Genomic DNA, 20,964 nt, shown 5'->3' with positions numbered 1-20,964 from the left:
GCCGTAGCCTTCCGAGTGGGCCCACCCTCGGAAGGAGCACGCCGTGACCCGACCCCCGACCGCCGCGCAGCGGCGTGTGATCGATGCCGCCGAGCCCGTCACCGGGCGGCTCAGGGGTACCGAGGCGCAGCTCGCGGCGCTGGTGAGGCGGGGGCTCGCGTTCCGGCACCCGCGGCCGCCGCACGACCACTTTCTGACAGCGGCGGGCCATCGGATACGGGAGGCGGGGGCCGAGACCGTGGTCCCGCCCGCTCCCGTGCCTGCCGGGGAGAAGGCCGACACCGGTGTGTTCACCGCGCGGGTCGGCGGCGAGGAGGACGCCGGCGGGGGCGGCCCGGCCCGCCTGCGGGAGGCGCACAGCGCCTGGCAGGGGCTGCTGGAGCTGCGCCGGATGACCAACCCCGACGGCGCTGTGGACCGGCCGTGCGGCTGGGAGCGCACCCACCTGGTGCGGGCCGCCGCGCTCGCCCTGGAGGCGGCCGGACACCGCCCGGCCGGACCGGACCCCGCGGGCACCGGGACGGACGGCGGTGGCTACCGGGTGCGGGCGACTCCGCAGCCGGAGGCGGTCGCCGTGCGCGGACCGGACGACGCGACGCTGCGGGCCTGTGCGGCGACACTGGAGAAGGCGGGCTGGCAGGTCGGCGCGCACACCGACCCCCGGACCAGGGCGCGCTATCTGCTGGCTTCCCCACGCCGGGTGTGAGGGACATGCCAAGATCGGTGCCCGGGGCATCGATCCCCCGTCCACGAGAAGGGGAAGCAGTGAGCGAGCCGTTTTCCGTCCGGATCACCGTCCGCGGGTACGAGACGGACGTTCAGGGGCACGTCAACCAGAGCGTGTACATCAACTACGCGGAACACGCCCGCTGGTCCCTGCTGCAGGCCGCGGGCATCAGCCAGGCCGGCCTGACCGGGAGAGGCGTGGGGCCGGTCGCCCTGGAGACGACCATCCGCTACAAGCGGGAGCTCGTCGCCGGTGACGAGGTCGAGGTGACCTGTGTCTTCGAGTGGGGCGACGGCAAGACGTTCCGGATCGAGCAGACCATTCGCAAGACGGACGGCACGGTCGCGGCCGAGCTGACGGCGGTCGGCGGTCTGCTGGACCTCAGGGAGCGGCGGATGGTGGCGAACCCGCAGGGCTGGTTCAAGGAACTGGCCTCGGATCCGGGCCTGTTCGGGCTCTAAGGCCGCGGTGGCACCACCTCTGGGCGCGGGCGCCACGGGTCCCACCAGGGACCATGGCTCCGGCGAGGGCCGTCCCCTCGGCCGGAGTCCTCGACTCGTCAGGCCCGGCCTGCGATCCGGGCCAGGCGCTGTGCCTGCGCTCGTGTCGAGCGGGCGATCGCGTCCTCGTCGGCAGTCAGCAGGTGGCCGTCCTCGACGATCTGACGGCCGTTCACGAAGGAGGCGGTGACGGGGGCGGCCGCACCGAGGACCAGTGCGGTGACCGGGTCGGCGATGGAGGCGTGGGCGAGGGTGTCCAGCCGCCACAGCACCAGGTCGGCGAGCTTGCCCGGCTCCAGCGAGCCGATCTCCCGCGCCCGGCCCAGGACCTGGGCGCCACCGAAGGTGCCGAGGCGCAGGGCCTGACGGGCGTTCAGGGCGGCCTCACGGTGGGCGCCGAGGCGGTTGATGAGCAGCGCGTTGCGCAGCTCGGTGTGGAGTTCGCCGGACTCGTTGGACGCCGTGCCGTCGACGCCGAGACCGACCGGGACGCCGGCCGCCAGCATGTCGGGGACCCGGGCGATGCCGGCGGCCAGGCGGGCGTTGGACGAGGGGCAGTGGGCGACACCCGTCCTCGTACGGGCGAAGGCGTCGATGTCGGAGTCGTTCATGTGGACGCAGTGCGCCATCCACACGTCCTCGCCGAGCCAGCCGGTGGACTCGAAGTAGTCGGTCGGGCCCATGCCGAACAGTTCGTGGCAGAACTTCTCCTCCTCCACCGTCTCCGAGCCGTGGGTGTGCAGCCGCACCCCGAGCCGGCGGGCCGCAGCGGCGCCCTCACGGAGGAGTTCGGTGGAGACGGAGAACGGGGAGCAGGGGGCGACGGCGACCTGCGTCATCGCGTCGAAGGAGGCGTCGTGGTGCCGCTTGACGGTCTCCTCGGTGGCGGCGAGGGCCCCTTCGAGGGTCTCGACGGCGAAGTCCGGGGGCAGACCGCCGTCCTTCTGGCTGCGGTCCATGGAGCCACGGGCCAGGGTGAAGCGGACGCCCATCTCGCGGGCGGCGCCGATGATGGCGCCGGAGAGGTCGCCGGAGCCCTCGGGGAAGACGTAGTGGTGGTCCATCGCGGTGGTCACGCCGCCCCGGGCCATCATCGCCAGCGAGCCCTCGGCGGCCGCGCGGACCATCGGCTCGTCGATCCGCGCCCAGGTCGGGTACAGCGCGACGAGCCAGTCGAAGAGGTTGTGGTCGGCGGCCAGTCCCCGGGTGATCCACTGGTAGAAGTGGTGGTGGGTGTTGACCAGGCCGGGAGTGATCAGGTGCCCGGTGGCGTCGATGCGCCGGACGACGTTCTCCAGTCCCTCCGGCGCCGGGCCCGCGCCGACCGTCTCGATGCGGTTGCCGGCGACGACGACATGCCCGGAGGCGTACTCGGTGTCCTGCGCGTCCACGGTCGCGATCGCGGCGTTCTCGATGACGATGCGCTGGGTCATGGGTGAGTCCTTCGTTTTCGTGTCCGCGTCAGAGGTTGGTGACGTCCACCGGGATGCGCGCCTCGCAGCCGTCCCGCAGGACGGTGGCCTCGATCAGGCCGTAGGGGCGGTCGGCGGCGAAGTACACCTCGTTCTCGTTCTTGAGCCCGAACGGCTCCAGATCCACCAGGAAGTGGTGCTTGTTGGGGAGTGAGAAGCGGACCTCGTCGATCTCGCCGCGGTGGTCGATGATCCGCGAACCCATCTGGTAGAGGGTCTGCTGGAGCGAGAGCGAGTACGTCTCGGCGAAGGCCTGGAGCATGTGCTGCTTCGTCCGCGCGTAGGACTCCTCCCAGTCGGGCATCTCCTGCGCGTCGTCGGACCAGTTGAAGCGCCAGCGGCCGGAGACCTGCGTGGCCAGGATGCGGTCGTACGCCTCGGGGAGCGTCGTGTACTTGTCCCTGACGTAGCCCCAGAACTCGGAGTCGGTCGAGTTCATCACGACCAGGTCCTTGAGGCCGGAGACGACCTCCCATGACGTACCGTCGAAGGTGATCTGCGTCAGGCGGGTTTCCCGGCCCGTGCGGACGAACGAGTGCGCGCCCTTCCCGGAGTGCTCGATCCGCTCCCAGGCGTACTCCTCGATCCGGATACGCGCCCGGTGGATCGGCTGCTGCGAGGTCACGAAGTGACGGGCGAGGTGGATGCCGAACTGTTCGGCGGACGCGATGCCGTACTCCTTGGCGAACGCGTACACCGTGTTCTTGGTGGTGTCGGTCGGCAGGACACTGGCGTTGGAGCCGGAGTAGTGGACCTCGTCCATGTCGCCGCTCAGCGACACCGACACGTTGAGGTCCTTGACGTGGTGGGTGGCGCCGTCCCGCGTGATCTTCACGACTCGGTTCTCGGCCTTGCCGTACTGGTTCTGTCCCAGGATGGGCATGGAGCTAGCTCCCTCGGTATACGGAGTAGCCGAACGGGTTGAGCAGCAGCGGTACGTGGTAGTGCTCGCCCGGCCTGACGGCGAAGGTGATCGCCACCTCCGGAAAGAACGCTCCTGTCGCACCGCTGTCCCGATTCGCGGGGGCGTCCTGCTGCGCATCGGCTTGCTTCTTCGCGGATGTCTCGAGGTACGGCTCCACCGCGAAGTCGAGCCGTACATGGGTGGTCCCCTCCGGCAGCGCCGGGAGGTCCCTGCACCGCCCGTCCGCGTCCGTCGCGGAGCCGCCGAGCGCCTGCCAGTCCGCGTCACGGCCGCTGCGGGCCGCGAGCCGGACGGCGACACCCGGGGCGGGGCGGCCGACGCTGGTGTCCAGGACGTGCGTGGACACGGAGGCGGTGGTGCTGGTGCTCATGGTGCGTCAGTCCTCTGCGACGAGTCGGGCGAGCCGGATACGGTTGATCTTTCCCAGCTCGGTCCGGACGATCTCCCGCTCCCGCTCCGGAGCGTTGCCGATGCGCTCCTTGACGGCGTCGCGCATCTGCTCGCCGGTGCGGCCGGTGGCGCAGATCAGGAAGACATGGCCGAACTTCTCCTGGTAGGCCAGGTTGAGTTCGAGCATCTCCGCCCTGAGCTCCTCGGAGGCACCCGACATGCCTCGCTGCTCGCGGGCCGAGGTCGGGTCGCCGGGCCTGGGCCGGCCGATCGGCGGGTGCCCGGCCATCGCCTCCTCCAGGTCGGCCGCGGTCAGCCCGGCCATGGCGGCGTCGCTCGCGGCGTACAGGTCGTCGGCGGTGACGTAGGGGCGGGCCGCGAGCAACCGCCGAGCCCACGCCGTGGAGGCGCACGCCTCGAGGAGGACGGCGAGGGCCGCGGACTCCTCGAGGTCGTTGAACCGGGCCAGGCCCGGGGGCGTGGAAGTCGAAGTCACGGGAGCCTCCGTGGCCGCGGAGACGGCCGTCGTGCCGAACGGACTGCGCCCAGCTAACGCCTCCCCGCGAAGCCGCGTCAACACTTTGTTGAAAATTCCGGGTAACGAACCCCGCCCGACCCACCGGGTCCCGACGGACGGATCAGACCTCTTTGTCCCGGTTGAGGTAGTTGTACACCGTGAAGCGGCTCACCCCGAGCGCGCTCGCGACGGTCTCCACGCCGTGCCGGACGGAGAAGGCGCCACGCGCCTCCAGTATCCGGACGACCTCCTGCTTGGCCTTGCGGTCCAGGTCGGCGAGGGGCTTGCCCTTCTTGCGCTCCATGGCGGCCAGGATGTGGTCGAGGGAGTCGGCGAGCTGGGGCAGTCGTACGGCGACGACGTCGGCGCCCTGCCAGGCGAGGGTCACATCGTCGGGGCCGGCCTCGTCGGGCGGGACCAACTCGCCGCCCATCGCGTCGACCAGCGGCTTCACGGCCGCGATGAAGTGCTCGTCACCGGCGCCGGTCACGCACCCTCCCCGCTGCCGTCCCCGCCGAGGACGTTGACCTGGAGCGAGATCCGGGTGGCGCCCGCGCCGAGCGACTTGCGCAACAGGGCGTCCACGGCGGCGAGGACCACGTCGGCACCGCCCTCCGCGGTGTTGCCGAACGGCCCGACGTCGACCGCGTCGAGGTCGGCGGCCTCGATCACCTCACGGGCGACCAGCGCGTGCGCGGGTGCCTCGTCGAGGTCGAAGGGCTCGGTCGTGAACTCCACTCTCAATCGCACGCGCACAACCTAACGCGCGGTGCCGTTTTCCGCCGACCTCTCTCGACATGCCCGGACTGCCGACGGCAATCTCCCAAGGCACAGAAGACAAATTCCGCAATACGGATTGCACCCAAAGGGAAGGGTCGCCGCGACCGATGGGATGCGCAGACCAGCGCTTCGACGTCAGCCGAGCTGGTCGAGTCCGCGGGCGCGGACGGCAAGGGCCGCGCGTGCCCCCTCGGCATGCGGGCCGGGCCTGCCGGCAGGACGCTGAAGGCATGGCACATCCAACGGAGCATCCGCACGTCGTGGTGCATCCACCGGCCCTGGACGGATCGCGGCGGGTCACCGAGGGCGACGAGACCCTGGGCATCGCCACGCACGCGGACGACGTCAGCGAGATCCTGCGGCTGGCCGACCTGTACGTGACCGACGTCGCGGAGAGCGACCTCATCGAATGGCAGGGCGGCGGACCGGAGGACTGGCCGGGGCTGTCGGAGCGACACGGACAGCGGGAGGCGTAGGCGGGGTACGACAACCTCAAATCAACCTCTGAACCTGGTTCGAGGGGCTTCGACCGGGCCCGGGTGAGGGCACATTGTGGTCGTGCGGGGCCCGTCGGCACGGGGGCGGCGGGCCCCGTCACGGGGCCGGCCCGGCAGACTGCGGACCTCGGAAGCGTCCTCCGAGGCTGCCGGGCAGACCCGGCCTCCCCGTCCGCCCGGCCGTCGCGCGGTGGGACCCGCTCAGGCCTTCGGCGTCCTGATCGAGGTAGGCGCGTGGCCCGGCTCGGCGGCGGGCCTCCGGGGTCGACGCCCTGCACGCCCGGCTCGGGCGCGTTGGGCAAAGGCGCTCACGAAGGTCGTCAAGAGACGGACAAGCGGGGGGCCGGAGGAGGACGATGGGCCCATGTCCGAGAGCGTGCCGGTGCGCTGCCCGGCCTGCCGGCGCGAGCGCCTCTACACCGCGCCGTCCTACCCGTGCGCGTGCGGGGCCCCCGTCACACCGGTACTCGACCCGCGAGCGGCGCCGGCGGTCGTCGTACACCGCGCGTGGGACGAGCAGTGGGTCACCCAGCGGTGCGGGGCATGCGGCCGACAAGGTCAGTGGCCGCACCCGGAGCTGGGCTGCCCGTGCGGAACGGTGCTACGGCTCCCGGTGACCGAGCCGCCGGACCCCGGACGGGAGCCGGAAACACCGGCACCGGCACCGGCACCGGCACCGACGGTGCCGCCCGCCCCGGCGGACGGTCGCCGCGCCTTCCCGTCCGTGGCCATCCGCACCGCTCTCGACGCGGTCACCGCCACCGCGCTCTACCTGCGCCGGCTCGGCTACGGCGAGGTCCGGCGGGCCGATCAGCGGCCGACCGCCGGCATCGGACTCGCCGCCCGCGGGCTGTTGGCGCAGGTGGACCCGAGTGTGCGCCCGGCCGCGCTGCGGGACGTGGAGTGTCTGTGGCTGACGGCGATGACGCAGTCAGCGGACTGCGTGTACTTCTCCCTCGCCGGCTACGCCGACGAGGCCCGCGCCGGCGCCGACCGGTTGCGCGTCCCGCTGTTCCTGCTGGACCTCACGGGCATCCCGCGGCCGGTGAACGCGGCGGCCGCCGCCCTCGACGCCGGAGGCGCCTGAGGCGACGGCCACCGCCGTGCCACAGGGGTCCTACCCGCCGTAGTTGTTCCGCAGCTCGATCTTGCGCACCTTGCCGGAGACCGTCATCGGGAACGCCTCCAGTACCTGGAGCCTGCTGGGGATCTTGTAGTGCGCGAGCCGGCCCTCGCAGTGGGCGCGCAGTTCCTCCAGCGTCGGCGGGTCGGCCGCGTCGCGCGGGATCACACAGGCGAGGACCTCCTCGCCGTACCTCTCGTGCGGGACGCCGACGACCTGGACGTCCTGGATCTTCGGGTGGCCGTAGAGGAACTCCTCGATCTCGCGCGGGTAGATGTTCTCCCCGCCCCGGATGATCATGTCCTTGATCCGGCCGACGATCTCCAGGTAGCCGTCCTCGCGCATCACCGCCAGGTCCCCGGTGTGCATCCAGCGGCCCGTGTCGATCGCCTCGGCGGTCTTCTCGGGTTCGTTCCAGTAGCCGAGCATCACGCTGTAGCCGCGGGTGCACAACTCGCCGGCGCTCCCTCGGGGCCGGGTCACCCCCGTCGCCGGGTCGACGACCTTGACCTCGATGTGGGGCAGGACGCGGCCGACCGTTCCCGTGCGGTGCTCCAGGTCGTCGTCGCGGCGGGTCTGGGTGGAGACGGGCGAGGTCTCGGTCATGCCGTAACAGATCGACACCTGCGCCATGTTCATCTCGGCGACCACCCGCTTCATCACCTCCACCGGGCAGGGCGACCCCGCCATGATGCCGGTGCGCAGGGAGGAGAGGTCGTACGTCGCGAAGTCGGGGAGGTTCAGCTCCGCGATGAACATGGTCGGGACGCCGTACAGGGACGTGCACCGCTCCTGCTGGACCGCCGCCAGGGTGGCCCCGGGGTCGAAGGACGGGGCCGGGATCACCATGCAGGCGCCGTGCGAGGTGGCCGCCAGGTTGCCCATCACCATGCCGAAGCAGTGGTAGAAGGGCACGGGGATGCAGATCCGGTCCTGCTCGCTGTAGGCGATCATCTCGCCGACGAAGTAACCGTTGTTGAGGATGTTGTGGTGGGAGAGGGTCGCCCCCTTGGGGAAGCCCGTCGTGCCCGAGGTGTACTGGATGTTGATCGGGTCGTCGCAGGACAGGTCCTCGGGGCGGGCGTCCGGGGTCGCCCCGGCCAGCAGCGCCTCCCAGCTCGGGTCGCCGATGTACACCACCTCGCGCAACGCGGGGCACCGGGGCCGCACCTGCTCGACCATCGCGCGGTAGTCGCTGCTCTTGTGGCCGAGGGAGGCGAAGAGCAGCAGGACTCCGGCCTGGTTGAGGACGTACTCGACCTCGTGGGTGCGGTAGGCCGGGTTGATGTTGACCATGATCGCCCCGATGCGGGCGGTGGCGTACTGGACGAGCACCCACTCCGCGCAGTTGACCGCCCAGATCCCCACCCGGTCGCCCTTGGCGACCCCGGCGCCCAGCAGGGCCGAGGCCAGCTTCTCGACGTCCGCGCCGAATTCGGCGTACGTCCAGCGCCGCCCCGAGGGCACGTCGACCAGGGCGTCGCGGTCCGGCCAGGTGGCCACGGCCCGGTCCAGGTCGGCGCCGATGGTGTCGCCGAGGAGAGGGGTCTCGCTGGTGCCGTGTGCGTACGAGTTCACCGGAAGTCCTCCTCGCGGTACTCGTTCCCCGAGCCCGCCTCCGTCGCCTCGCGCAGCTCCACGCGGCGGATCTTGCCGCTGACGGTCTTGGGCAGCGGGGCGAACTCCAGACGGCGGATCCGCTTGTAGGGGGCGAGGACCTCACGGGAGTGCTCGAACAGCACCTTCGCGGTGTCGGGACCCGGCTCCCAGCCCTCGGCGAGGACCACATACGCCTTGGGTACGGCGAGGCGCAAGGCGTCGGGCGCGGGCACGACGGCCGCCTCGGCCACCGCCGCGTGCTCCAGCAGCGCGCTCTCCAGCTCGAACGGGCTGATCTTGTAGTCGGAGGCCTTGAAGACGTCGTCGGCCCGTCCGACGTAGGTGAGGTAACCGTCGTCGTCGCGCGCGCCGATGTCCCCGGTGCGGTAGTAGCCCCCGGCCATCGCCTCGGCCGTACGGTCGGCGTCCCCGTGGTAGCCGGTCATCACGCCCACCGGCCGCACCGACAGATCGAGCGCGATCTCCCCTTCCCGCGCGCCGGGGGCGCCCGAGACCGGGTCGAGCAGCTCCACCCGGTAGCCGGGGCTGGGCCGGCCCATGGAACCGGTCTTCAGCTCCTGCCCGGGGCTGTTGGCGACCTGCACGGCCGTCTCGGTCTGCCCGAAACCGTCCCGGACGGTCACCCCCCAGGCCCGCCGGACCTGCTCGATCACCTCGGGGTTCAGCGGCTCACCGGCCGCGACGACCTCCCTCGGCGGGGTGCTCAGCTGGGTGAGGTCGGCCTGGATGAGCATCCGCCACACGGTCGGCGGCGCGCAGAAGGAGGTGACACCCGCGCGGTCCATCTCCGCCATCAGCCGGCCCGCGTCGAAGCGCGTGTAGTTGTGGATGAAGACGGTCGCCTCCGCGTTCCAGGGTGCGAAGAGATTCGACCAGGCGTGCTTGGCCCAGCCGGGCGAGGAGATGTTCAGGTGCACGTCCCCCGGCTTCAGCCCGATCCAGTACATCGTCGCCAGGTGGCCGATCGGGTACGAGATGTGGGTGTGCTCCACCAGCTTGGGGCGGGCCGTGGTGCCCGAGGTGAAGTACAGCATCAGCGGGTCGTCGGCGAGTGTGGGGCCGTCCGGGAGGAACTCGGCGGGGGCCGTGTACGCGTCCTCGTACGGCTCCCAGCCCTCCTGGGGCAGACCGCCGACGCAGATGCGCGTGTAGGCGCCGGGGACGTCGTCGAACTTGGCGGTGTCACCGGCGCGTACGATCACCTGCCCGACCCGGCCGCGGTCGACTCGGTCGCGCAGGTCGGCGGGCCCGAGCAGCGGGGTGGCCGGGATGACGACCGCGCGCAGCTTCATCGCGGCCAGGGCGGTCTCCCACAGCTCGGCCTGGTTGCCGAGCATGACGAGGATCCGGTCGCCGGCGCTCACCCCTCGCGCGCGCAGCCAGTTCGCGACCCGGTCGGAGCGCTCGGACAGCTCGGCGAAGGTCAGCCGAGTCTCGGAGCCGTCCTCCTCCACGATGTGCAGGGCCGTGCGGTCGTTGCCGTCGGCGATGACGTCGAACCAGTCGAGGGCCCAGTTGAAGTGTTCCGGGCGGGGCCACTCGAAGCCCTCGTAGGCGGCCGCGTAGTCCTCGCGGTGTTCCAGCAGGAAGTCCCGTGCGCTGCGGAACAGCTCCGTCGCCGTCGTCATGTGCAGTCCTCCTCGGCCCCGGACCATTGCCGGGCGGCTCTCCGACATCGTGTAATCCGTGATGGAGGTCTCACTACCCCCGAAAGGGGGTGTGCGGCGCCCAGGGGGCGTGTGGCGTTCCCCAACCACCGGAAAGGGCGAAGACGTGGCAGCAGACCCGGCCGGAACGGCGGAGATTCGCGGCGCGCTGGCGCGGCTGCGGCGGACGACCGGGCTGCCGGTCGCCTTCGGCGGCCTGGTGGAGCCGGGGCGGGCCCGGATGCGCATCAGCGAGGTCAGCGGCGCGGCCACGCTCGCGCTCAGCGGACTCGCGGTGACCTCCGGGAACGGCCTCGGCGGCAAGGCGGTCGCGCTGGCCCGCCCGTGCGCGGTGGCCGACTACTCGCTCTCCCGGCAGATCAGCCACGAGTACGACGCGGCCGTCGCCGAGGAGGGGCTGCGCTCGGTGCTGGCGGTGCCGGTGGTGGTACGGCGCCGGGTGCGCGGTGTGCTGTACGGCGCCCTGCGCACCGCCCGGCCGCTGGGCGACCGCACGCTGAACGCGGCCGTGGACGTGGCACGGGACGTGGAGCAGGCGCTGGTCGTCGAGGACGAGGCGCGCGGCCTGCTGTCGGCGGCCCGGCCGCGGCCCGCCCCCGATCCCGGCGCCGGCCCCGGCTGGGAGCAGGTGCGCGAGGCGCACGCGGCGCTGCGCGCGCTGGCCCCGAGGATCGGCGACCCGGCCCTGCGGGCGGAACTGCTGGACGCCTGCGGCATGCTGACCCCGAGCCCCGTCGAACAGCAGGTCACGCTCGCGCCGCGGGAGCTGGACGTGCTGGCGTGCGTGGCGGCGGGCACGACGAACGCGGCGGCGGCCGAGCGGCTGGGGCTGCGCCCGGAGACCGTCAAGGGGTACCTGCGGTCGGCGATGCGCAGACTGGGCGCGCACACGCGCGGGGAGGCGGTGGTGGCGGCCCGGCGGGCGGGGTTGCTGCCCTAAGAGCTGCGCGGGACGGTTCCTGTCGGTAACACGGCCATGGAAGAGTGCTCCCACACCGGTCGCAAACACCCATCGCGACCGGCGGACGGACCGCTCGGATCAAGCCAGGAAGGAGCTCCCACGGCAACCAGCCATTCACTCGTCGGTGAACTGAATTTCCTTATGCGTCCCGTTGTAATGTCCCTCACCACGCCGTCCCTCCGAATTTCAAAGAGACGTTGCCTAGAATTTGGCCCGGACACGACACTCGGAGGGGAGCGGTGACCGTGCGACGGGACTTCAAGGAGCCTGCCAGATGCCGCCCCGACCTGGTCATCGGCAGGGAGGAGCTGTTCGCCTCCGCCCGTGACCAGCTGGTCCGCGGCGGCAGTGTGCTGCTCCACGGGCCCGCCGGAATAGGAAAGTCGACCGTGCTGCGGGCATTGGCCGCGGATTACGGCGACGCGGCGCGCACCGTGTTGCGCTGCTCGGCGACCGAGTCCGAATCCCACCTCCCCTTCCTGGCCCTCGCCGACCTCTTCGGCCTGGTCCTGGACGAGATCTCCGACAAGCTGCCGACGGCGCAGCGCACGGCCCTGGAGTCGGCGCTGACCGGCCGCGGCGAGTCGACCCTGCAGCGCGACGGCCTCGCCCTGCGCCTGGCCGTCCTCTCCGCCCTGCGCGCCCTCGCCGCCTCCGGACCGGTCCTCCTCGTCGCCGACGACCTCCAGTGGTTGGATTCGGCCAGCGCCGAACTCCTCGGCTTCGCCGCCCGCCGCCTCGGCGACACCCCCGTCCAGCTGCTCTGCGCGGTGCGCACGGAGGGGCAGGAGTACGACCGTCATCTACGCGCGTCCCCGCCCGACACCCTCGCCGTCCGGCTGAACCCGCTCTCCCGCGCCCAGGTCTCCGCGCTGCTCGACCACCGCGGCTACACCGATCTGCCGCGCTCCACGGTCCGGGAGATCCACCGCACCAGCGGCGGCAACCCGCTGTTCGCCCTGGAGCTCGGCCGCGCCCTCGGCGAGAACCCGACCCCGCCCCGCCCCGGTGAGCCGCTGCCGGTGCCGACCTCGCTGCGCGCCCTAGTGCTCAGCCGCCTCGACATGCTCTCCGGCGAGGCCCGGCGCACCCTGCTGGTGGCCAGCGCGGGCGCCCGGCCCACGCTCGCCCTGCTGCACGCGGCCGGCCGGGAGAACGCCGAGGCCGAGACCGCCCAGGCCGCCGAGCTCGGGCTGCTGGCGACCGAGCCCGAGGGCCCCGCCATGCGCTTCGCGCATCCGCTGATCTCGGCCGCGCTGTACGCGGAGGCTCCCGCGCAGGAGCGCCGGGCCGCGCACGCCGCGCTGTCCACCGCGGCCTCCGATCCCATCGAGCGGGCCCGCAACCTCGCCCTGGCGACCACCGGCACCGACCCGGAGGTGGCCGCCCGGCTCGCCGAGGCCGCCGCCCTGGCCCGCGACCGGGGCGCCCCGTCGGTCGCCGCCTCGCTCGGGCTGCTCGCCGCCCGGCACACCCCGCCGGACGTCACCCCCGCCCCGGACGAGCACCGTCTCCAGGCCGCCGAGGACGCGATCACGGCCGGTGAGGTGGACCTCGCCCGGGACATCGCGCGTGAGGTGCTGACCCGGGCGACCGTACCCGCCGACCGGATCCGCGCCTGGGAGGTGGTCATCGAGGCCGCCGGACAGGCCCTCGGCGACGTCGACGCCGTCTTCCCGCAGGCCCTCGCCGACGCCGGCGACGACCCCCGGCTGCTCGCCCTGGTCCACTACCACCTCGCCTGGCGCAAGCTGATCGTCGAGGGCGACTTCTCCGAGGCCCGGCAGGAGGCCGCGCACGCGGCGGAGCTGGCCGCGCGCGGCGGCGACCGGCGCACCGAGCTGATGGCGCTGTCCTTCCAGGCCTCCACCGAGACCCTCATGGGCCACCCGGACGCGCCCACCACCATCAAGCGCGCCCTGAAGGAGCCCCAGGACCCGTATGTGGCGTGCCATCACAACGGCGTCGGCGCGGCCCGGTTCCGCTGGCTGCTGATGAGCGACCAGCTGCCCGAGGCCCGGGCCACCATCACCGCGCTGCTGCGCGAGGTGCGCCGGCGCGGCATGGTCGAGAGCGAGGTGCACTTCCAGCGCTTCCTCGCCGAGACCGAACTGCGCTCCGGGCACTGCGGGCGCGCCCTCGACCTGTCCCGCGAGAGCCTGCGGCTGGCCCGCGACTCCGGCATCGGCCTGGGCGCCTCCGCGATGCTCGCCTCGCTCGCCGAGGCCTCCGGCGGGGACGTCGACCGGGCGCTGGCCCTGGCCCGGGAGGCGGCCGAGCGCGCCGAGGAGGACGGCGACCAGATGTACCTCTCACGGGCGCTGGCCGCGCTGGGCCACGCCCAGTTGGTGGCCGGGGACGCGGCGGGCGCGGTCGGCTCGCTGCGCCGGGTGCGGGAGCTGGAGGCGGGACTGCGCATCACCGATCCGGCGCGCGGCCGCTGGCACGGCGACCTCGCCGAGGCACTGGTCCGGGTGGGCGAACCGGGTGAGGCGCAGGACGTCATCGACGTCGCCCGCGAGCACGCGCTGCGGCTCGGCCGGGAGAGCGTCCTCGCCGTACTGGACCGGGCCGAGGCCCTCGTCCGGGCTGCGCACGGCGACCACGAGGGGGCGCTGTCCCGGCTGACGTCCGTTCAGGACCGGCTCGCCAAGCTGGGATACGGCCTGGAGGAGGCGCGGGCCGCGTTCGCGCTGGCCCGGCTGCGCACCGGACGGCCGGGGCCGACGTCGTACGACGAGGCGGCCCGGCTGTTCCGGCGGTGCCGGGCGCTGCCCTGGCTGCGACAGGTGGAGGCGGCGGCCTCCGAGGGTGCCGCCGAGCCGGTCCCGGTTCGCCCGCAGGTTCCCGCGTCCGACGCCCTCGAAGGACTGGCGTCGATGGAGCGTCAGGTCGCCGCTCTGGTCATGGAGGGCGCGACCAACCGGGAGATCGCCGCGCGCCTGTTCATCAGCGTCAAGACGGTGGAGGCGACCCTGACCCGCGTCTACCGCAAGCTGGGGATCCGCTCCCGGGTGGACATCGTCCGTCTGGCGGCGGGGCGCCATGCGAAGTGAGGCGCGCGGGGGTTAACTGCCGTACGCGGGTTGACGGAGAGCCCCCCGCGGGTTGACCGAGGGTTTTCCCTGCCCCAACGCCCCTAGGGGGTTCCCTCATTGGGAGGAGGGTGTGCCGGCACCTAGCGTTCGGGATGTGCCGCTCGCCCGGGCACACGGGGGTCGGTCCCGCGACCCCCGTGCTCCACCCCCCACACCCGCGCGACCCCCACCGGCAAATCCCCCACGAGGAGACGCATGTTCGGGCTCACACGTGCCAAGAAGGCCGCAGCCGTCGTCGCGGCCACCGCCGCCGCCGTGGCCACCGCTCTGCTCAGCGCCCCCACCGCTGTCGCAGCGCCGCAGCCGATCGTCGGCGGCACGACGACCACCACGACCTCCTACCCGTTCATGATGCAGATCACGGACGCCTCCCAGAACCAGTTCTGCGGCGGCACCCTCGTCTCGGCGACCAAGGTGGTCACGGCGGCTCACTGCATGGTCGGCGAGACCACCAGCAGCGTGAGAGTCGTCGGCGGCCGCACCTACCTGAACGGCACCAACGGCACGGTCAGCCGGGTGAGCAAGATCTGGATCAACCCGGCCTACACGGACGCCACCAACGGTGACGACGTGGCCGTCCTGACCCTTTCGACCTCGATGCCGTACACCACGGCGTCGTACGTCTCCTCGTCCCAGACCAGTGTGTACGCGGCCGGCACCACGGCCCGCATCCTCGGCTGGGGCACCACCTCGGAGAACGGCAGCTCCTCCAACCAGCTGCGGACCGCGACCGTCCCGATCGTGTCCGACTCCAGCTGCAAGAGCTCCTACGGTTCGGATTTCGTCCAGACCGACATGGTTTGCGCCGGATACACATCCGGTGGCGTAGACACCTGCCAGGGCGACAGCGGCGGTCCCCTGCTCATCGGGGGCGTCCTGGCAGGGATCACTTCTTGGGGCGAGGGCTGCGCGGAGGCCGGTTACCCGGGTGTGTACACCCGGCTGACCACCTTCTCCAGCCTCGTCACCGCGCAGGTCAACTCGTAGTGACCGCGTGACCAGGAATTCCTGAGCACCCCTCAGGTGAACGACCAGGGGGCGCTGCGAGCCTCCACGAGCGGCCCGCAGCGCCCCCTTTCCATGCCCGCGGGAAGGCGGGCTACGGCCGTACGACGGTCCCGAACCGGATGTCGCAGGCCGTCCCGGGGTGCATGACCGCGAGCATCCGCCGGGCCTCTTCGGTGACGTCCTCCCGCTGGGCCCGGGTCAGCCGGCCGAAGGGCTCGACGACGAGAGCGTCCTCCTCGAGCTTCCACACGCCCGCGAGGAAACCGTCGACGAGGAGCGTGCGGTGGGCCTGGTTGCCCTGCCAGCTGCGGCCGTGGTGCTCCGGCGGGACCACCCGGGTGCGGTCGGCGTGGGAGAGGAGGAGATTGTCGAACTCGGGGAGGAGGCGGGGCAGGGCCGGGGTGTCGGGGTCGGGACGCGGGGCGTCCGGGAGGTCGAACAGTTCGACGCCGTGCTCGTCCTGGAAGGTGAGGAGCCGGGGGCGCAGTCGTTCGAAGGCCGGGCGCAGCCGGGTGAGTCCGGCCCAGGTCTGCATGTCCCTGACGGAGGCCGGGCCGAAGGCGGCGAGGTAGCGCAGGACGACGGCGTCCGGGGCCGGGGCCGGTTCGGCGGGCCGTCCGAGCCAGTGCTCGGCGGTGGTGAGGGCGACCTGTCCGCTCCTCCCCCACAGTCCGCGCGGGGTCACCTGGACGAGGGGCAGTTTGCAGCGGGCGGCGACGGCCAGGGACTGCGGGTCGGCGTCGGGCCACTCGGCGGAGAGGGCCTCGCGCAGCTGCTTCATGGTGCGCGGCTCGGCCTCGACGAGGTCGCGGGCGAGGGCGGCGAGGCGGTCGAGGTCGACGCCGGCGAGGCCGGTGCGGAAGTGCGTCAGTTCACGGTCGCGGGCGGGCTGGACGAGGGGCCGCAGAGTGAGGCAGTCGTCGGCGGTGTGGGTGTGGATGGTGGACCGCATGCTGACGATCCGGACGACCTCGCGCTCCGCCATGAGCGTCGACAGCTCCTCGGGGACGAAGCCGTCCAGGCGGGCGGCGAGCGCGTAGTACGGCGGCCTGACGTTCTGCGCCTGGAGTCCGAGAAGGTGCTCCACCGCCGCCCGCGCCGAGAGCCCGGCGGGCCGCAGGAGCAGCTGCCGGTCGAGGGTCGCGCGGTTGAGGGCGCGGGCGGAGAGCACGGGGGCGGCCGCGGTCGTCGTCTTCGTCATGTACGGCAAGCTAGTACCGCGGCACTGGCTTGCCGTACGGGATCCGACCGGCAGGGGGACGGGGATCCGGCCGCCGTGGCCGGGAGGATGCCTGTCGGGGACGGCCGCGCTTGGGGGGGACGCCGTTGTTTGCGCCCCGTATATCCTGCCCCGTGATCACGCGGACGTAGGCTCGACCGACACCGACGCGACCGAGAGGCAGCCGCGATGCCCGATCGCCCCCGTTCCCGGAAGTCCGTCTGGCGCCGCTCGCCACCCCCGCCGGAGCCGCCCCGCTCGCACCCGCGGACTCCGGCGCCCCAGGAGCCGCCGCCCGAGACGGGCGAGGTGGCCAGTGTCGTCCAGGCGGTCCTGTACCGGGACGGCGTTCGCGTCCACGCCCCCGCCACGCTCGCGGAGACCTACCGGGCACTGCGCGAGCAGCCCGCCGGCATGGCCTGGATCGGGCTTGCCCGCCCCACCGAGGCCGAACTCCACTCCCTCGCCGCCGAGTTCGACCTCCATCCGCTCGCCGTCGAGGACGCGAAGGAGGCCCACCAGCGCCCCAAGCTGGAACGCTACGGCGACACCCTCTTCGTCGTCCTGCGGGCCGCTCGCTATCTCGACGCACCCGAGGAGATCGACTTCGGCGAACTGCACGTGTTCGTCGGCCCCGACTTCGTCATCACGGTCCGCCACGGCGCGGCGCCGGACCTGTCGGCGGTGCGGCGCCGCATGGAGGAGAGCCCGGACCTGCTGAAGCTCGGCCCCGAGGCGGTCCTCTACGCCATCCTCGACGCGGTCGTCGACGGCTACGTGCCGGTCGTCTCGGGCGTCCAGAACGACATCGACGAGATCGAGACGGAGGTCTTCCGGGGCGACCCCGCGGTCTCCCGGCGCATCTACGAACTCTCCCGCGAGATGGTCGAGTTCCAGCGCGCCACCCGCCCCCTCGTCGGCATGCTGCACGGTCTGATGGCCGGCTTCTCCAAGTACGGCACCGACGAGGAACTCCAGCGCTACCTGCGCGACGTCGCCGACCACGTCACCCACACCAGCGAACGCGTCGACGGCTTCCGCCAGGCCCTCACCGAGATCCTGACCGTGAACGCGACCCTGGTCACCCAGCAGCAGAACGCGGAGATGCGGGCGCTGGCGGAGGCGGGGTTCGAGCAGAACGAGGAGATCAAGAAGATCTCCTCTTGGGCGGCGATTCTGTTTGCTCCCACGTTGGTCGGAACCATCTACGGCATGAACTTCGAGCACATGCCCGAGTTGAACTGGACCTTCGGATACCCCTTCGCCATCGGCCTGATGGGGGTTGTTTGCGTCAGTTTGTACCTGATTTTCAAGCGGCGGGACTGGCTCTGATTCCCTCTTGCCAAGCTCGGCTCCTCTGCGGTCTTCGCGAGTTTCCCACTGCCTGACAACGCCGACGGACCGGGCACTGGTGGTGATCGCGGGACCGGGTCGGGCGCGGTCACACCTCGTGGACATCCCATGCCGAAACGACGGGCAGGTGCTCGAACGGTCGTCTATCGCACCAGGCAGGGGCGCTTGCTGTCGAACTCCCAGCCAGGGGTGAGGTATTGCATGGTGACGGCATCGTCGCGTGCCCCCAGCGCCTTCTCCCGGTAGAGGTCGTGGGCCATGAGGAGCCGGTCCATGTCGAGGCGGACGCCCAGCCCCGGGCCGTCCGGGACGGCGATTTCACCACCGGCGATGCGCGGTGGGGCGGTGGTGAGCCGTTCCAGCCCTTCCTGCCAGATCCAGTGGGTGTCCAGGGCGTTGTACTCGCCCGGGGCCGCGGCACCGCAGTGGGTCACCATGGCCAGGGAGATGTCGAAGTGGTTGTTGGAGTGGCAGCCCCAGGTCAGGCCCATGGCGTTGCAGAGCTGCGCCACGCGCACGGAGCCTTGCATGGTCCAGAAGTGGGGGTCGGCCAGCGGGATGGAGACCGACTGGAGGGCCAGGGCGTGGGTCATCTGGCGCCAGTCGGTGGCGATCATGTTGGTTGCGGTGGGAAGGCCGGTGGCGCGACGGAACTCGGCGAGGATCTCCCGTCCGGAGTAGCCGCCTTCGGCTCCGCAGGGGTCCTCGGCGTAGGCGAGCGTGCCGGCCAGGGGCCGGCACAGCTCGATCGCCTCACGAAGTGACCAGGCGCCGTTCGGGTCGAGGGTGATCCGGGCCTCGGGGAAGCGGTCCTTGAGGGCGCGTACGGCCGCTACCTCCTCGGCACCCTCCAGGACGCCCCCCTTGAGCTTGAAGTCCCGGAACCCGTAGAGGCCGTAGGCCGCCTCGGCCTGGCGGACGATCGCCTCCGGAGACAGGGCCTCCTCGTGCCGGAGCCGGTACCACTCCACGGGCGAGTCCGGTTCACGGACGTACTCCAGGTCGGTCCGGTCCGGGTCACCGACGTAGAAGAGATAGCCCAACACCCTCACGGAATCGCGCTGTTGGCCATCGCCCAGCAGCGCGGCGACGGGCACGTCAAGGTGCTGCCCGAGGAGGTCGAGCAGCGCCGACTCGACGGCGGTGACCGTGTGGACGGTGGTCCGCAGGTCGAAGGTCTGGGCGCCCCGTCCGCCTGCGTCGCGGTCGGCGAACCGGTCGCCGATCTCGCGCAGGACGCGCTTGTAGTCGCCCACCTTCGCCCCGACGACGAGGGATTCGGCGTCGCGCAGGGTCTGGGTGATCTTCTCGCCGCCGGGCACCTCCCCCAGCCCGGTACGTCCCTCGGAGTCGGTGAGGACGACGACGTTGCGGGTGAAGTACGGGCCGTGGGCGCCGGAGAGATTCAGCTCCATGCTGTCCCGGCCGGCGACCGGATAGACGGAGAACGCCGTGACGGTCGGCTGTCCGATGCTCATCGGGTGCCCTTCTGCGGTGAGGCGGTGCGGGGGATCGGGAGTTTCCGGCACCGTGAGGTTCCTGAGGTGGGGAGGACTCCGAGGTAGGGAGGACTCTGAGGTCGGGAAGGTCCCCTGCTCGGAAGGTTTCCGGGTTCAGAGGCCGAGGACGTCGATGGCCCACTCGGCCACCAGAACGCCCCCCAGGCCGAGGACGGCGAGCACCGTCGTATACGTGGTGCGAACCTTGATCGCTTCGATGACGGAGAGGTTGAAGTACTCCTTGAACAGCCAGAATCCCGGGTCGTTGACATGCGAGCAGGCGATGGAACCGCAGGCGACGGCGAGCACCATCATCTCCGGGTGGACCCCGCTGCCCGCCAGGAGCGGCAGCACCACGCCGGAGGCCGTGACGACCGCGACCGTCGCCGAGCCGAGCGCTATGCGGAGGATGACGGCGACCAGCCAGGCGAGGATGATCGGCGAGATGGACCAGCCGTCCGTGGCGTCCTTGATGTAGTCGGAGATCCCGCCTTCGACGAGGACGTTCTTGAAGGCCCCGCCGGCGCCGATCACCAGGAGGATCATCGCCATCGCCTTGGCCGCCGAGGTGCAGGAGGCGCCGACTTCCTCCAGGCTTCGGCCGATCCGGGGTCCGAACGCCCAGATCGCCAGGCACAGGGTCAGCAGCAGCGCGATCGGTGCCGAGCCGATGAAGGCGACGACGTGGAGTAGCGGACTCTCGGTGGAGGTGGCCATGTCGGTCACGGCGGCCGCCACGATCAGCGCCACGGGGAAGAGCGCCACGAACAGCGACCAGCCCAGTGAGGGCATCTCCTCGTCGGTGAACTCGCGCTCGCTGACCAGGCCGTTGGGGATGGTGGGGTTCATCGCCTTGATGAACGGAAGGCGAGGCCAGGTCAGGGCGACGAGCGCGCCGGCCGGAACGGCGATGAACAGACCGTAGAAGAGCGTCAGCCCGACGGAGGCGTGGAAGGTCGCGGCGACGGCGGTCGGGCCGGGGTGCGGCGGCAGGAAACTGTGCATGGTGGACAGGGCGATGGACATCGGCAGGCCGACCCACAGCAACTTCGTACCGGTGACCCTGACCAGGGTGAACGCGATCGGGACGATGATGATGAAAGCCACCTCGTAGAACATGGTCACGCCGATCAGCATCGCCGTGACCACCATGGCCACCTGGACCCAACGCGGACCGAAGGCGTCGAGGAGCTTGCCCGCTATCCGCTGTGCGGCGCCGGAGTCTCCCATGACACGGCCGACCATGGCGCCGAGTCCGATGGTGAGCATGGTGTCACCGATCTGGTCCCCGATGCCTTCGGAGAGGACGTCCGGGATGGTGGCCACCGGGATTCCCCGGACCAGTGCGACGCCGACCGCCACGAGCAGGAGGGCCGCGAAGCCGTTGAGCCTCAGCCTGGTCATGAGCACAAGCAGGATCACAACGCTGATCCCGACTACGAGGAGAGGCATGGCAGTTCCCCTTTGAACTGTTGAGTGAGCAGTCGGAGCGCCGCCGACTGCGGGCGGCCCGGTCGGCGTACGGCGTGATCGGGCCGCACGCCCTGGAGGAGCGGTAGGGCGCTGTCGCGTGGCTGCGCGGGAGGAGTGTGGTGCGGGCGGCGCGGA

At 71.7% G+C, this 20,964-nt stretch carries 19 protein-coding genes; 8 read left to right on the top strand and 11 right to left on the bottom strand.

What is annotated here, in order from left to right; genetic code table 11:
- The first annotated feature begins 43 nt into the window (after positions 1–43).
- Complete coding sequence (locus tag ACIBVL_RS15330; RefSeq protein WP_399097623.1) at positions 44–706, top strand: hypothetical protein; 663 nt, start codon at positions 44–46, stop codon at positions 704–706.
- Between the two features lie 59 nt (positions 707–765).
- Complete coding sequence (locus ACIBVL_RS15325) at positions 766–1,188, top strand: acyl-CoA thioesterase (protein ID WP_399097622.1); 423 nt, start codon at positions 766–768, stop codon at positions 1,186–1,188.
- A 98-nt stretch (positions 1,189–1,286) separates the two neighbouring features.
- On the opposite strand, the gene ACIBVL_RS15320 is transcribed toward ACIBVL_RS15325, so the two are convergent.
- The 6 genes from ACIBVL_RS15320 to ACIBVL_RS15295 all read right to left on the bottom strand — a co-directional run bounded on the left by ACIBVL_RS15320 (position 1,287) and on the right by ACIBVL_RS15295 (position 5,281).
- Positions 1,287–2,660 carry an 8-oxoguanine deaminase gene (locus tag ACIBVL_RS15320; protein ID WP_399097621.1) on the bottom strand — a complete coding sequence of 458 codons (1,374 nt, stop codon included), beginning with the start codon at positions 2,658–2,660 and terminating at the stop codon, positions 1,287–1,289.
- Positions 2,661–2,688: 28 nt separating this feature from the next.
- The gene (gene pucL, locus ACIBVL_RS15315; RefSeq protein WP_399097620.1) at positions 2,689–3,582 is read right to left on the bottom strand and encodes a factor-independent urate hydroxylase; all 894 of its coding nucleotides are present in this window, start codon (positions 3,580–3,582) and stop codon (positions 2,689–2,691) included.
- A 4-nt stretch (positions 3,583–3,586) separates the two neighbouring features.
- The gene (uraH, locus tag ACIBVL_RS15310; RefSeq protein ID WP_399097619.1) at positions 3,587–3,994 is read right to left on the bottom strand and encodes a hydroxyisourate hydrolase; all 408 of its coding nucleotides are present in this window, start codon (positions 3,992–3,994) and stop codon (positions 3,587–3,589) included.
- 6 nt (positions 3,995–4,000) lie between these two features.
- Positions 4,001–4,510, bottom strand: a complete 510-nt coding sequence (uraD, locus tag ACIBVL_RS15305) for a 2-oxo-4-hydroxy-4-carboxy-5-ureidoimidazoline decarboxylase (RefSeq protein WP_399097618.1) — start codon at positions 4,508–4,510, stop codon at positions 4,001–4,003.
- Between the two features lie 142 nt (positions 4,511–4,652).
- A complete protein-coding gene (locus ACIBVL_RS15300; protein WP_399097617.1) occupies positions 4,653–5,021 on the bottom strand; it encodes a helix-turn-helix domain-containing protein in 369 nt (122 codons plus the stop codon).
- A complete protein-coding gene (locus ACIBVL_RS15295; RefSeq protein WP_399097616.1) occupies positions 5,018–5,281 on the bottom strand; it encodes a hypothetical protein in 264 nt (87 codons plus the stop codon). The genes ACIBVL_RS15300 and ACIBVL_RS15295 overlap by 4 nt, the downstream gene beginning before the upstream one ends.
- Positions 5,282–5,541: 260 nt before the next feature.
- On the opposite strand from ACIBVL_RS15295, the gene ACIBVL_RS15290 reads away from it, so the two are divergent.
- The gene (locus ACIBVL_RS15290) at positions 5,542–5,787 is read left to right on the top strand and encodes a hypothetical protein (protein WP_399097615.1); all 246 of its coding nucleotides are present in this window, start codon (positions 5,542–5,544) and stop codon (positions 5,785–5,787) included.
- A 385-nt stretch (positions 5,788–6,172) separates the two neighbouring features.
- Positions 6,173–6,895, top strand: a complete 723-nt coding sequence (locus tag ACIBVL_RS15285) for a hypothetical protein (protein WP_399097614.1) — start codon at positions 6,173–6,175, stop codon at positions 6,893–6,895.
- A 30-nt stretch (positions 6,896–6,925) separates the two neighbouring features.
- Here ACIBVL_RS15285 and ACIBVL_RS15280 read toward each other — a convergent pair whose 3' ends face one another.
- Positions 6,926–8,509, bottom strand: a complete 1,584-nt coding sequence (locus ACIBVL_RS15280) for an AMP-binding protein (RefSeq protein ID WP_399097613.1) — start codon at positions 8,507–8,509, stop codon at positions 6,926–6,928.
- Positions 8,506–10,179, bottom strand: a complete 1,674-nt coding sequence (locus ACIBVL_RS15275) for an AMP-binding protein (RefSeq protein WP_399097612.1) — start codon at positions 10,177–10,179, stop codon at positions 8,506–8,508. The genes ACIBVL_RS15280 and ACIBVL_RS15275 overlap by 4 nt, the downstream gene beginning before the upstream one ends.
- A gap of 145 nt (positions 10,180–10,324) precedes the next feature.
- On the opposite strand from ACIBVL_RS15275, the gene ACIBVL_RS15270 reads away from it, so the two are divergent.
- The 3 genes from ACIBVL_RS15270 to ACIBVL_RS15260 all read left to right on the top strand — a co-directional run bounded on the left by ACIBVL_RS15270 (position 10,325) and on the right by ACIBVL_RS15260 (position 15,264).
- Positions 10,325–11,158: a response regulator transcription factor gene (locus ACIBVL_RS15270; RefSeq protein WP_399097611.1), complete on the top strand. Its 834-nt coding sequence runs from the start codon at positions 10,325–10,327 to the stop codon at positions 11,156–11,158.
- A 260-nt stretch (positions 11,159–11,418) separates the two neighbouring features.
- Positions 11,419–14,235, top strand: a complete 2,817-nt coding sequence (locus ACIBVL_RS15265) for an ATP-binding protein (RefSeq protein WP_399097610.1) — start codon at positions 11,419–11,421, stop codon at positions 14,233–14,235.
- Positions 14,236–14,472: 237 nt separating this feature from the next.
- A complete protein-coding gene (locus tag ACIBVL_RS15260; RefSeq protein WP_399097609.1) occupies positions 14,473–15,264 on the top strand; it encodes a S1 family peptidase in 792 nt (263 codons plus the stop codon).
- Positions 15,265–15,376: 112 nt separating this feature from the next.
- On the opposite strand, the gene ACIBVL_RS15255 is transcribed toward ACIBVL_RS15260, so the two are convergent.
- Positions 15,377–16,486 (bottom strand): winged helix DNA-binding domain-containing protein, encoded by a 1,110-nt coding sequence (locus ACIBVL_RS15255; protein ID WP_399097608.1) that lies wholly within the window; start codon positions 16,484–16,486, stop codon positions 15,377–15,379.
- A 207-nt stretch (positions 16,487–16,693) separates the two neighbouring features.
- On the opposite strand from ACIBVL_RS15255, the gene ACIBVL_RS15250 reads away from it, so the two are divergent.
- Positions 16,694–17,836, top strand: a complete 1,143-nt coding sequence (locus ACIBVL_RS15250; RefSeq protein ID WP_399097607.1) for a magnesium and cobalt transport protein CorA — start codon at positions 16,694–16,696, stop codon at positions 17,834–17,836.
- Positions 17,837–18,000: 164 nt separating this feature from the next.
- On the opposite strand, the gene ACIBVL_RS15245 is transcribed toward ACIBVL_RS15250, so the two are convergent.
- Together ACIBVL_RS15245 and ACIBVL_RS15240 are read right to left on the bottom strand one after the other, a co-directional pair.
- A complete protein-coding gene (locus ACIBVL_RS15245) occupies positions 18,001–19,329 on the bottom strand; it encodes an enolase C-terminal domain-like protein (protein ID WP_399097925.1) in 1,329 nt (442 codons plus the stop codon).
- Between the two features lie 141 nt (positions 19,330–19,470).
- Complete coding sequence (locus ACIBVL_RS15240; protein ID WP_399097606.1) at positions 19,471–20,808, bottom strand: gluconate:H+ symporter; 1,338 nt, start codon at positions 20,806–20,808, stop codon at positions 19,471–19,473.
- Positions 20,809–20,964 lie beyond the last annotated feature (156 nt).

It is taken from the genome of Streptomyces sp. NPDC049687 (assembly GCF_044465285.1).
Lineage (GTDB): Bacteria > Actinomycetota > Actinomycetes > Streptomycetales > Streptomycetaceae > Streptomyces.
The sequence above is the reverse complement of the archived record's forward strand: the minus strand, read 5'-3'. Positions and strand labels throughout refer to the sequence as shown.

What these genes read in the sequence shown, in the direction of transcription:
- ACIBVL_RS15320 (WP_399097621.1), bottom strand. Translation starts at nt 2,660, where the DNA reads ATGACCCAGCGCATCGTCATCGAGAACGCCGCGATCGCGACCGTGGAC.
- pucL (WP_399097620.1), bottom strand. Translation starts at nt 3,582, where the DNA reads ATGCCCATCCTGGGACAGAACCAGTACGGCAAGGCCGAGAACCGAGTC.
- uraH (WP_399097619.1), bottom strand. Translation starts at nt 3,994, where the DNA reads ATGAGCACCAGCACCACCGCCTCCGTGTCCACGCACGTCCTGGACACC.
- ACIBVL_RS15290 (WP_399097615.1), top strand. Translation starts at nt 5,542, where the DNA reads ATGGCACATCCAACGGAGCATCCGCACGTCGTGGTGCATCCACCGGCC.
- ACIBVL_RS15285 (WP_399097614.1), top strand. Translation starts at nt 6,173, where the DNA reads ATGTCCGAGAGCGTGCCGGTGCGCTGCCCGGCCTGCCGGCGCGAGCGC.
- ACIBVL_RS15275 (WP_399097612.1), bottom strand. Translation starts at nt 10,179, where the DNA reads ATGACGACGGCGACGGAGCTGTTCCGCAGCGCACGGGACTTCCTGCTG.
- ACIBVL_RS15260 (WP_399097609.1), top strand. Translation starts at nt 14,473, where the DNA reads ATGTTCGGGCTCACACGTGCCAAGAAGGCCGCAGCCGTCGTCGCGGCC.
- ACIBVL_RS15255 (WP_399097608.1), bottom strand. Translation starts at nt 16,486, where the DNA reads ATGACGAAGACGACGACCGCGGCCGCCCCCGTGCTCTCCGCCCGCGCC.
- ACIBVL_RS15250 (WP_399097607.1), top strand. Translation starts at nt 16,694, where the DNA reads ATGCCCGATCGCCCCCGTTCCCGGAAGTCCGTCTGGCGCCGCTCGCCA.
- ACIBVL_RS15240 (WP_399097606.1), bottom strand. Translation starts at nt 20,808, where the DNA reads ATGCCTCTCCTCGTAGTCGGGATCAGCGTTGTGATCCTGCTTGTGCTC.